This window comes from Hyphomicrobium sulfonivorans (genome assembly GCF_013306565.1).
GTDB lineage: Bacteria > Pseudomonadota > Alphaproteobacteria > Rhizobiales > Hyphomicrobiaceae > Hyphomicrobium_A > Hyphomicrobium_A sulfonivorans.
Map to the genome: position 1 here is coordinate 148234 of NZ_PZPO01000006.1, position 11537 is coordinate 159770.

10 protein-coding genes are annotated in these 11537 nt (G+C 61.1%); 7 read left to right on the top strand and 3 right to left on the bottom strand.

The features are described 5' to 3' along the window. Window positions 1–103 precede the first annotated feature (103 nt). The 5 genes from sufC to sufA all read left to right on the top strand — a co-directional run bounded on the left by sufC (window position 104) and on the right by sufA (window position 4757). On the top strand, window positions 104–859 hold the full coding sequence (gene sufC, locus C6Y62_RS14120) for a Fe-S cluster assembly ATPase SufC (protein WP_068460149.1): 756 nt from the start codon (window positions 104–106) through the stop codon (window positions 857–859). A gap of 16 nt (window positions 860–875) precedes the next feature. Next, window positions 876–2207 carry a Fe-S cluster assembly protein SufD gene (gene sufD, locus C6Y62_RS14125; protein WP_246274745.1) on the top strand — a complete coding sequence of 444 codons (1332 nt, stop codon included), beginning with the start codon at window positions 876–878 and terminating at the stop codon, window positions 2205–2207. 196 nt (window positions 2208–2403) lie between these two features. After that, window positions 2404–3675: an aminotransferase class V-fold PLP-dependent enzyme gene (locus C6Y62_RS14130; protein WP_198491359.1), complete on the top strand. Its 1272-nt coding sequence runs from the start codon at window positions 2404–2406 to the stop codon at window positions 3673–3675. A gap of 192 nt (window positions 3676–3867) precedes the next feature. Further along, window positions 3868–4302 carry an SUF system Fe-S cluster assembly protein gene (locus C6Y62_RS14135; protein ID WP_338074354.1) on the top strand — a complete coding sequence of 145 codons (435 nt, stop codon included), beginning with the start codon at window positions 3868–3870 and terminating at the stop codon, window positions 4300–4302. 74 nt (window positions 4303–4376) lie between these two features. Further along, the gene (sufA, locus tag C6Y62_RS14140; protein WP_068460152.1) at window positions 4377–4757 is read left to right on the top strand and encodes a Fe-S cluster assembly scaffold SufA; all 381 of its coding nucleotides are present in this window, start codon (window positions 4377–4379) and stop codon (window positions 4755–4757) included. 209 nt (window positions 4758–4966) lie between these two features. Here sufA and C6Y62_RS14145 read toward each other — a convergent pair whose 3' ends face one another. Continuing rightward, entirely contained in the window at window positions 4967–5983 is a 1017-nt protein-coding gene (locus C6Y62_RS14145) for an outer membrane protein (RefSeq protein ID WP_338074348.1), read from the bottom strand. 313 nt (window positions 5984–6296) lie between these two features. On the opposite strand from C6Y62_RS14145, the gene C6Y62_RS14150 reads away from it, so the two are divergent. Then, window positions 6297–6863 carry a DUF924 family protein gene (locus C6Y62_RS14150; RefSeq protein WP_173954470.1) on the top strand — a complete coding sequence of 189 codons (567 nt, stop codon included), beginning with the start codon at window positions 6297–6299 and terminating at the stop codon, window positions 6861–6863. A 121-nt stretch (window positions 6864–6984) separates the two neighbouring features. Here the strand turns inward: C6Y62_RS14150 and C6Y62_RS14155 are convergent, their stop codons facing one another. Then, window positions 6985–8751, bottom strand: coding sequence for a DEAD/DEAH box helicase (locus C6Y62_RS14155; RefSeq protein WP_246274747.1), 1767 nt, complete (start codon window positions 8749–8751; stop codon window positions 6985–6987). A 283-nt stretch (window positions 8752–9034) separates the two neighbouring features. Next, window positions 9035–9703, bottom strand: a complete 669-nt coding sequence (locus C6Y62_RS14160) for an aquaporin (RefSeq protein ID WP_173954472.1) — start codon at window positions 9701–9703, stop codon at window positions 9035–9037. Window positions 9704–9985: 282 nt separating this feature from the next. Between C6Y62_RS14160 and C6Y62_RS14165 the strand changes: the two genes are divergently transcribed. Next, window positions 9986–11371: a fatty acid desaturase family protein gene (locus tag C6Y62_RS14165; protein WP_173954473.1), complete on the top strand. Its 1386-nt coding sequence runs from the start codon at window positions 9986–9988 to the stop codon at window positions 11369–11371. Window positions 11372–11537: the final 166 nt, after the last annotated feature.

Genomic DNA, 11537 nt, shown 5'->3' on the forward strand with positions numbered 1-11537 from the left:
CACGCGAATTCAAGTGAGCAATGGCGGTGCATCGGCACCGCCTCAGATGAGAATAAATCGGTCCGAGTCGGCGCTCGGCGAACACTGAAAGAAAGTAACGAGAATGCTTGAGATCAAAGACCTGCATGTGAAAATCGCCGACGAGGATCGCGAGATCCTGAAGGGGCTGACGCTGACTATCCCCAAGGGAGAGGTGCACGCGATCATGGGGCCGAACGGTTCGGGCAAATCCACGCTCGCCTATGTGCTGGCCGGCCGCGACGATTATGAAGTAACCGGCGGCGACATTCTCTGGAACGGTGAGAGCATCCTTGAGATGGACCCGGAAGAGCGCGCGGCAAAGGGCGTGTTCCTGGCGTTCCAGTATCCGATGGAGATCCCGGGCGTTGCCGGCCTCACGTTCCTGCGCACGGCGGTGAATGCAGTGCGCAAGGCGCGTGGCGAAGCTGAGCTGACAACGCCTGAGTTCATGAAGTTCGTGAAGTCGAAGGCGGACCGGCTCAACATCGACACCGAGATGCTGAAGCGCCCGGTGAACGTCGGCTTCTCGGGCGGCGAGAAGAAGCGCTCGGAAATCCTGCAGATGGAAGTTCTGGAGCCGACGCTGTGCGTGCTCGACGAAACGGATTCCGGTCTCGACATCGACGCGCTGCGCATCGTTTCGGAGGGCGTCAACTCGATGCGTTCGCCCGATCGCTCGATGCTGGTCATCACGCACTATCAGCGTCTGTTGAACTACATCGTGCCCGACCGTGTTCACGTGATGGTTGATGGACGTATCCGCACGTCCGGCGATGCTTCGCTCGCGAAGGAACTCGAAAAGTCCGGCTATGCCGAGTACCAGACGAAGGCGGCGTGAGATGAACGTGGCGATCATGAAAACAAAGGCTGAGCAGGCGCTGAGCGAAGCGTTTGCCAGCCGTGCTGGCGAGCTGCCAGGTGGCGAAGCGGCCGCCAAGCTGCGCCTTGAGGCACTCGGTCATTTCGGTGCGCTTGGTCTGCCGCATCGGCGCGTTGAAGAGTGGAAGTATACCGACCTGCGCAACGCGATGAAGGAAGCTCTGCCTCCCGCATCGGGCAAGGCATCGCTGCCTTCCAACGCTGAGGTCATTTCCGTTCTCGGTCCGCTGGCAACGTTCCCGGCGCACCGCGTTGTGTTTGTCGATGGCAGGTTCGCGCCGGATCTTTCCGATCTCGTCGCCGATGGTGCTGTGACCGTTTCGTCGCTGGCAACGGCGCTTGAGGACGGTGGCGACGTGGCCGAGTTGCTGGCGGCTGCCGGCAGCGAAAGCAACGCCGTTGTGGCGCTGAATTCCGCCTACGCAACGGATGGCGCCGTGATCGACATCGCTGCGGAAGTAGCGCTCGATCGCCCGGTGCTGGTCGTACACCTGCGTGCGGATGGCGATGCTGTCACCACAACGGTGCGCAATATCGTGCGCATCGGTGAAGCGTCTGAAGCAACGGTCGTGGAAGCGTTTGTCAAGCTGCCCGGCGCGGCGACGGACTATCGTTGCAACACGCTGACCAAGGTTGCGGTTGGCAAGGGCGCAAAGCTGAGCCACGTCAAGGCAACGCTGGAAGCGGGCGCTGGCATTCATCTTGCCAACTGGCTGGTGGATCTGGATGCCAAGGCCAACTATCGCGCCTTCCACCTGACGGCCGGAACGGGTCTGGCCCGCAACGAACTGCTCATCACGTTCGCCGGGGAGGAAAGCGAGATTGATCTTTCCGGCACGTTCATTGCCCGGCATGGCGAGCACGTGGACACGACGCTCGTTGTCGATCACGCGGTGCCGCGCTGCATCAGCCGCGAGCTGTTCAAGGGCGTGCTGGATGACCATGCCCGCGGTGTGTTCCAGGGCAAGGTGATCGTGCGTCAGGACGCACAGAAGACCGACGGCAAGCAGATGGCTCAGGTGTTGATGCTGTCGCCCGACTGCGAGTTCGACTCCAAGCCGGAGCTGGAAATCTATGCCGACGACGTTGTCTGCGGCCATGGCTCCACCAGCGCCGATCTGGATGAAGACCTCGTGTTCTACTGCCGCTCGCGGGGCATTCCGCTGGCACAGGCACGGGCGCTGCTGATCGAGTCGTTCGTTGGCGAAGCCATCGAGAAGGTCGAGCGCGAAGACGTGCGCGACGCGCTGGCTGATATTGCTCGCGAATGGCTGCATCGGGCAGCGGCGGAGAAGGTGGCGGCTTAAGGCCGTTGGCCTGACCGGACCATGATCGCTTCGGACCTCACCAGTCCGAAGCGTGAATCATCGGTCTCGAGAAAGACCATGATCGCTTCGGACCCTATCAGTCCGAAGCGTGAATCATCGGTTTTAAAAAGCCTGGAGCCGCATCGCGATTTGATGACAGGCGATAGTCTCCAGCATGACGACAGGAACGCGCGCGATGGACGATCACAAGACGGTGGCAACGGTGGCCGGCGCATCCGGTAGCCTCGGTGCGCCGTTTGATGTCGAGGCCATCCGCGCGGACTTTCCCATTCTCTATCGGGAAGTTTACGGCAAGCCGCTTGTCTATCTCGATAACGCGGCGAGCGCGCAGAAGCCGCGGTCGGTGATCGAAGCGATGGATCATGTCAATCGCTTCGAATACGCCAACGTGCATCGCGGCCTGCACTACCTGTCGAACACAACGACACAGCGGTTTGAGGATGCGCGCGAAAGCGTGCGGCGCTTCCTCAACGCTGAAAGCGTCGATGAAATCATCTTCACCCGCAACGCAACGTCGGCCATCAACCTGGTGGCCGATTCCTTCGGTGCTGATTTCGGCGAGGGCGACGAGATCGTACTGTCGATCATGGAGCACCACTCGAATATCGTGCCATGGCATTTCCATCGCGAGCGCAAGGGCGCGGTGCTGAAGTGGGCGCCGATCACGGACAACGGCGAGTTTCAGCTGGCCGAGTTCGAAAAGCTGCTGACGCCGCGTACCAAGATTGTCGCCATCACGCAGATGTCGAACGTCACCGGCACGCTGGTGCCGATCCGCGAGGTGATCCGCCTCGCGCATGATCGCGGCATTCCGGTGTTGGTCGATGGTAGCCAGTCGGCGGTGCACATGCCGATCGATGTCCGTGCTCTGGATGCCGACTTCTATGTGTTCACCGGACACAAGACCTACGGCCCGTCGGGCATCGGCGTGCTGTTCGGCAAACGCGCGCTGCTGGAAAAGATGCGGCCCTATGAGGGTGGCGGCGGCATGATCGAGCATGTGTCGGTCGACCGCATTACCTATGGCAAACCACCGCATCGATTTGAAGCTGGCACGCCGCCAATTGTGGAAGCGATCGGGCTGGGCGCGGCGCTCAATTACATGATGCAGGTGGGCCGCGATAACATCGCTAATCACGAGGCTGAGCTGCGCAGCTATGCGCACGCGCGGCTGGCCGATCTGCCGTGGCTGAAGATTTACGGCAACGCGCCGGGCAAGGGCGCAATCATTTCATTCACCATGGACGGTCTGCACGCGCACGACATCGCAACGATCATCGATCGCTCCGGTGTGGCCGTGCGCGCGGGACACCATTGCGCGCAGCCGCTGCTGGAACGCCTTGGCGTGACAGCTGTCGCGCGCGCATCGTTCGCGATGTACAACACGAAACAGGATGTCGACGCTTTCGTAGCCGCGCTGGAACGCGCGCACGAGCTGTTTGTATAAGGACGAAACGTGATGGACGACGGCAAGCCCGGTGCGTCGAAGATCGAGGCAGAGCAGCAGGAGCTGAGCGTGGCTTCGACGGAGCAGGGCGTTGTTGCTGCGCCGGCCGAGCAGTCCGCCGAAGCCGCCTCCGAGGCTGCAGTGCATGCACCCGAAACGCCGGATGCTGGTGGTGCGGACGTTACGGAAGAAGTGGATGCGGCCGCGGCGGCTTACATCTCGGAATCCAAGCCACGCCGGGCCCCGGCGCTGATGTCTGAGACCAGCGGATCTGACTTCCGGGGCGCGACAACGCCGGACGGCATCCTTTCCACCGACAGCGACGACCCGTTCCTGCGCGATATCATCGCCGCGCTCAAAACTGTCTATGACCCGGAAATCCCGGCAGACATCTACGAACTGGGCCTGATTTATGCGGTTGATGTCGACGATGACCGCAACGTTGTGGTCACCATGACGCTGACTGCTCCGGGGTGCCCGGTCGCGGGCGAAATGCCCAAGTGGGTCGAAAATGCCGTCAATGCCGTGCCGGGCGTCGCTAATACGTCGGTGACGATGACGTTCGATCCGCCGTGGGACATGGGACGCATGTCGGACGAGGCGCGTCTCGCCCTCAACATGTTCTAATTCAAAAACACGGGTGTTTCGAAAGCGCCCGGCACTGCCTATATTCGGTGCTGACGCAAATCAGGAAGGTCGCGATGCCCACTCTGCGCGTGATGCCCAAGATCGTAACTTTGACCGCCGCCGCCGCGCGCCGCATCCGGTCGCTCATGGATGCTAATCCGAAGGCGCTTGGTTTGCGCGTGGGCATCAAGAAGGGCGGCTGCGCCGGCATGGAATACACCATGGCGATGGTCGAAGAAAAATCACCGCACGATGAGGTCATCGAGCAGGACGGCGCTATTCTGCTGATCGAGCCGACCGCGATCATGTACCTGCTCGGCACTGAGATGGACTTTCAGACCGACAAGCTTTCGAGCCAGTTCGTTTTCAATAATCCCAACCAGCGCGGTGCGTGCGGATGTGGCGAGAGCGTCAATCTCGTGCCCGCCGCTGAGAAAGCCCCGCACGCCGACTGAGCGCGCTCGGCCGTCGACAGATGGCTGTGACAAACGCCTTCATTCTGGCAACACTCCGCTGCAACCAGCCCGCCGGGATGACGCAATGCCCGGCGGATCGTGGTGCTGACCTTAGAGCTTCCGGAAAAATGGGGACCGGTTTTCCGATAAAAAGCACGACGAAACAAACTCTAGAGCCTTGTCGCGTTTCAACGAAACGCTGAAAGGCTCTAGAAGCCGATCCCGACGCCTGCGGTCGCCAACTGGTAGGACGTAGAGTCGAACTGGACCGTCCAGGGCGAGGTGGGCGCGTGGTTGGCGTACACGGTAGATCCGAACGTCTGATCCACAGAGCCGACGTACAGATAGCGATACTCGCCGAACAGATATGCGTTGCTGCTGATTGCGAGCCGGGCACCGGCCTTGATCTGCGCTGCGAAGGTCCAAGCGTCGGACGAGGTGCCTGAATTGAAGTGATTGACGCCGGCCTCCATCGGCGTGACTTGCAGGGAATCCGCGCCGCTCAGTGAGAGCCGCGCAGCGCCGATGCCGCCGCCGATGTACGGTGTGATGCTGTACGACGTCGGGAAGCTGAGAACCATGTTCGCCAGGAAGACGGTGCTGTTGGATGAGAATGAATTCTCGAACGTATGCACCGGAAGTCGGACGCTCGGAGCGTTCACCGTTGCGTGCCTGTTGCCGGTATCGAGGTAGAAACCTTCGATCTCGAACGCGGGCAGCATGAGCGAATTATATGACCACTCATGACCAACCTGTGCGCCGATAAAGCCGACACCGCCGCTGTTGGTGCTGCCCGTTGCGTTGACCGCCAGCGGACCGCCCTGGGCTTCGACGAAATAGGCGGTTCCACGTTGGATGATGTCGTTGGAGCTGCCGAAACCGCCGCCACCGAATAGGCCGACGTACACGCCGCGCCCCGGTGCTGCAGCGACTGCCGCTGCGCCGCCGCTGGAGTTCCAGCCATCGGCCGCCACACTGTGAAGCGTTACCAAACTCGCCACGACTGCTAACGTCAGTTTTAGTTTCATGGCTGCCCCCACTGATGACAGGATCGAATCGATCCTGTTGAGCAGAAGGTATTGCTGCTCGGTCGCCAGCGCATGGTTTTGTTGCAATACACATTGTTCATTGCATGCAATCCTGTGCGCCGTTCTGGAGCGACCGCTGCGGCGTTCAAATTTACAATCGGAACGGGCGTGCAGGAGGCTGATCGTCAGCGCGCGCACAAGAAGCAAATCCCGAGGTGTAGGCCTCGGTACAGATTGCGGCCGCCGCATCAACCGCAACGCGACGGTCGCAATTGTTATGGCCGTCAGCGCTGAAATTTCATCGCGCTGACGATCCACTGCCACTCATCGCCCTGTGTGCCAGATAGTGCAGCGGGCTGCTGAAAATCTCTGGGGCCTCCAGCAGGTGGAGGGTCAACAGAGTGAAAACTTTTCTATTCGTTAGTCTATTTCGGGCGATGGAACGGCTGCGCGTGCATCGGGATTCTATGTTGGTTGACGCGCGGAATTTGGAACCACAGGGCGAGGAAACATGACGGCTGCTTCAAACACCGATCCGGCATGGGTGTCAGATGTTCTGACGTTCTGGTTCGACAAGCTCGGCCGCAAAGGCTGGTTTGTGAAGGATGCGGCGATCGACGACGAGATCCGGCAGCGGTTTGCGCCTCTTGTCGATGAAATCAACCGTCGTCCCATCGATACGGCAATTTCCAGTCCGGACCACGTGCTGGCCAGCGTGATCGTTCTCGACCAGTTCACGCGCAACATCTATCGCGGCGAGCCGCAGTCATTCGCTTATGACGAACTGGCGCGCGCAGTGGCGCGGCTGGCGATCGCGCTGCATATCGACAACCGCATTCCTCTGGATCGACGCGTCTTTCTGTATCTGCCGTTTGAACACAGCGAAGCGCTGGCGGATCAGGAGCGCGCGGTGGAGCTTATCACCACGTTGGGCGATGCCGAGTTCACTCGCTATGCCGAAGTTCACCGCGATGTCATCGCGCGTTTCGGCCGCTTTCCCCATCGCAACGCCATTCTGGGGCGGCCTTCAACCGCTGAGGAAACCGCATTCCTGCAGCAGCCGGGCAGTTCATTCTAGCTGCTTGCTGTCGGGGACGGTTGTCCGCGCGCGGGCTGATCAGCACGACGAGATTAAAAAAACGCACGGCCGATTTCTCGGTCGTGCGTTTTCTTATTCTGGAGCTGGCCAGGTGGAGCGATTACTCGCTCGCGGCCTTTACTGGCCGGCGCACCGGCTTGCGCAGGAACGCAGGGATGTTGTCGGCAAATGCCAGCGAACGCTTCTCCGGCTGCCGATCGCGATCGCGAGGCGTGCGATCACGGTTGTCGGAACGCTGTTCCTGCTGCGGCCGCGGGGCGCGCGCCTGCTGTGCGCGTTCCGGCTGCTGCTCGTTACGGGGAGCAGACTGCCGTGGCGCCCGGTCTTCGTTACGCGGCTGACGCGAAGGAGCTGCGTTTTCCGACGTGGATGCAGCGCGGGCTACCGGCGCAGCGGCTGCTGCCTCGGTGGCCGGTGCGGACGCTGACGATGCGGCGCGTGCCTCACCGCTACCGCGTCCACCGCGACGGCGCGAGCGGCGCGGCTTATCGGAGGAACGCTCCGCAGCAAGCTGCGGTTGCTCGCCCTCAACGCTTGCTGCAACAGGAACTTCAGCACGCTTGGCAGAACCGGAACCGGACCGGCGCGATTTGTCGTCCGAGCTGCGGGCTTGCGAACCGGCTTCCGCAGACTGCGAACGACCGCTACCACTGCCGCTGCGGCCACGCTTGGCGTTGTTGCGTCCGCCACGTCCACGGCGCTTCTTGCCGGCTTCCGCGAAGTCTTCCTCGGACGGAGCATCACCGATCCACTCGGCCGGTTCGCCCAGCATCTTCTCGATTTCCTTCATCGACTTCAGTTCGTCGAAGGTTACGAGAGAGGTGGAATGGCCCTCTTTGCCGGCGCGCCCGGTGCGGCCGATGCGATGCACGTAGTCATCTGTCTGCCAGGGCAGGTCGAAGTTGAACACGTGGCTGACATCGGGGATGTCGAGGCCGCGCGCAGCAACATCGCTTGCCGCGAGCAGTTTCAGTTCGCCGGAACGGAACTTGTCCAGCGTTTCCATGCGGCTCTTCTGGTCAAGATCGCCGTGCAGTGCACCAGCCGAGAAGCCATGCTTCGTCAGCGATTTATGCAGGATGGCGACATCAACCTTGCGGTTGCAGAAGATGATGGCGTTGCGGACGTTGGTTTCGCGGATCAGGTCGCGCAGCATCTCGCGCTTCACCCAGTCCTCGCCGCCTTCGCAATACTGGAAGCGCTGGGTGATCGTCTTCGCGGTTGTGGCCGGCGGAGCAACCTCGACGCGTTCCGGATTGGTCAGGAACTGGCTGACCAGGCGCGTGATTTCCGGCGGCATCGTCGCTGAGAAGAACAGCGTCTGTCGGCGTGGCGGCAGCAGCTTGCAGATCTTCTCGATGTCGGGAATGAAGCCCATGTCGAGCATGCGATCGGCTTCGTCGATGACGAGAATTTCCACGCCCATCAGCATCACGCGGCCGCGCTGGAAATGGTCGATCAGGCGTCCGGGGGTAGCGATGAGAACGTCGACACCGCGATCAAGGCGTTTCACCTGATCTTCCATCGACACGCCGCCGATGAGCAATGCGAGGTTGAGCTTGTTGTTGACGCCGTACTTCTCGAAGCTTTGGGCCACCTGGGCGGCCAGCTCTCGGGTCGGGGCCAAAATCAGCGAGCGGGGCATCCGGGCCCTGGCTCTGCCCGTCTCAAGACGGGTAATCATCGGCAGCACGAAAGAAGCCGTTTTGCCGGTTCCAGTCTGCGCAATGCCAAGAACATCACGGCCGGTTACGGCGATGGGAATGGCGGCGGCTTGAATCGGGGTGGGGGATTTGTATCCGGCGGCATCTATGGCCGCCTGCACCTTGGAACTCAAGCCGAGCTCCGCGAAGGTTTTGCTTTCCAAAAGTAAACGTCTCCGTCCTGCGTTCATGCGTTCCCGCGCCAGACACCAGTTGGAGAGGCGGCAGCGGGTGACGGAGCGCAGGGGGAGTGGCGAAAAGGGCCTAACCGGAAATATCGGCGATCTCGAAAAGGGACGAAGTAAATAGGCATCCCCTGCGCTCGAGCCGTCTGTGTGCTTGCACATGCCAGCTTGAAACGCAAGAAAAACCGCGGTCTGTGGCGTTGAACCGCGGGTTTTCCAGTCAATTTCGGGCCACGAAGCGTGTTTCGTGGCCCGAGTTTAATCAATCGTTGTCGATGAGGCAGCGGCCAAGCAGGCCACCGATTACGCCGCCGAGGATTGGCGCAACCCAGAACAGCCACAGCTGCTGCAGCGGTTCGCCAAGGGCAACAGCTGCCGAGGCAAGGCTGCGGGCCGGGTTGATCGAAGCGTTATCGACCGGGATCGCCATGATCTGGGTGGCCGCCAGCGCAAGACCGATCGCGATGGCAGCGAAGCCAGCCGGAGCGCGCGAAGAGGTGACACCCATGATGATGAAGATGAACGCTGCCGTCAGCACAACCTCGATCAGGAAGGCCGAGAACAGCGGATAGAAATCGCCGCCGTACATGTTGGCTGCGAAGTTGCCGACCTCAAAGCCGCTCTTGCCGGCGGCAATCAGATAGAACACGAATGCTGCGGCCACGGCGCCCGCACACTGCGCAATGATGTAGCCGATAGCGTTAGCAGCCGAGAACCGCCCGCCGGCGACAAGGCCGAGCGTTACGGCGGGATTGAAATGACCGCCGGAGATATGGCCAACGGCGTAGATCATCGCCATCACCGTGAAGCCGAGCGACAGTGCGACGCCAATGATGCCTGCGTTCGGAAATGCAAACAGAGCAGCTCCGAGCACGGAAGCCACGAGCATGAATGTGCCGAGAAATTCAGCGGCCAGCGCCTTCATCCGCATTGTATTATCCCCATTGCTGTGATCGCTTCGTTTTTTGATTGAGAACGCACACTGCAACCGGGCACACCTGTCGAAGCGGACAAGCGGCACCGTGCGCGATGTCTACTGCTTCGACGGCGTGAAAGGCAACGTGAAACAGGGCATTGTTTCTATTGACGTAACCGCGCAGCAACGTCGTCGAAAGCAATTCGACTCAATGCGCTTTTCAATTTCATTCTGTGCCAGAATGGGTTGCAACGGATTCGGCGCGCGATGGCACAGTAGAAAACTGGATGGCTCGACATGCATGCAACCGGAGTGCTTGAGGCTCCCCGGCAAGGGGAAGCACACAATCGGCGGCCCGGTCGGGCGAATCGCCAGAACGCCGCCGAGGCGCAGGCGCTCAAGGCGCGCGACAACACCACCAACTGGAAATACCTCGCCCGCATCTATCTCGTCATTGCTGTCTCCGTTGCCGCAACCGCGTGGGCGCTGGAGTCGGCAAAGGTTGGCGAGATGTCATGGTTGGTCGCCATTCCGGTCACACTCGCGGCCATCGTGGCGATCGGCGCTTCGCAGCATCAGTTCGGCGGCGTGATCCACGAAGGCACGCATTTCATTCTGTTCGCCAACCGCAGACTGAATGAGCTGGCGTCGGACTGGCTGGCGGCTTTTCCGCTGGTCACAACCACGTATCACTATCGACTGCATCATCTTGCGCACCATCAGTTCGTGAACGATCACGAGCGCGATCCCGATATCAGCCAGCTGCACGAGAGCGACCACTGGCTCGACTTCCCGATCACGCATGTCGAGATCCTCTGGAAACTGGTGAAGCAGCTTTGGCCGCCGAACCTGATCCGCTACACGATCACGCGCGCTAAATACGGCTCGATGGGCACCGGGACGCTGAACCCCTATGCCGATCCGCAGTATCCCGGCAGCAAATGGCCGTTGCGTATCGGTGCGCTGTTCATTCTCGGCGCGCCCGCAGTGCTGGTGCCGCTGAGCGCACTTGGCCATTGGCAGGCTGCCGCCGTTGTGCTGCCGACGATGTGGGCGGCAGCGGTTATCGCGCTGCTGCGCTTGCCGGCGCATCACTTTCCGCGCACGCGTCTTGCTCCGGTCGTACCCATTCGCCAACTCACCATCAGCCGCGTGACCTACATGGCGGTGCTTTACGGTGCTCTGTCGGCAGTGGCGCTTGCCGGTTATGGCGATGCCTGGGGCTACTTCGGTCTGTTGTGGATCGTGCCGCTGTTCACAACCTTCCCGCTGTTCATGATCCTGCGCCAGTGGGTGCAGCACGGCAACGCCGATCGCGGGCGTTACACCAACACGCGCGTGTTCCTCGTCGGCCCGCTGGTGCGTTATGCGGTGTTTCCGTGGGGCATGGATTATCACCTGCCGCATCATCTCATGGCATCGGTGCCGCACTACAATCTGAAGCGCCTGCACGAGCTTATGCTGCAGGATCCCGAGTATGCGGAGAAGGGCGTGATCGTCGAAGGCTATTTCGGCGATGAGGACAACGCCAATGGCCGGCCAACGGCGATGGGTGTGTTGGGGCCTGCGCATGCGCCGAAAGCGGGCGAGGCTGCTTACGTTGACAACGCTGCGATCGAGTACGCCGATATTGCTGACGCAGCTGGCATTGCACGCGAGGTCGAGGCGTCGTTGCGGCGCTAGGCTTTTTTTGGCGCTCGGCGACTCCCCCTCTGGGAGCCGGCCGCCGAACGCGTCTTCGTCGGCAGGACGTGTTTGTTTCGCAACAAACAACCACGGCCGGCTCCGCGTAGCGAAGTCCGCCGAGCGCCAACAACAAAAGGCCGCGAACGGTACGTTCGCGGCCTTT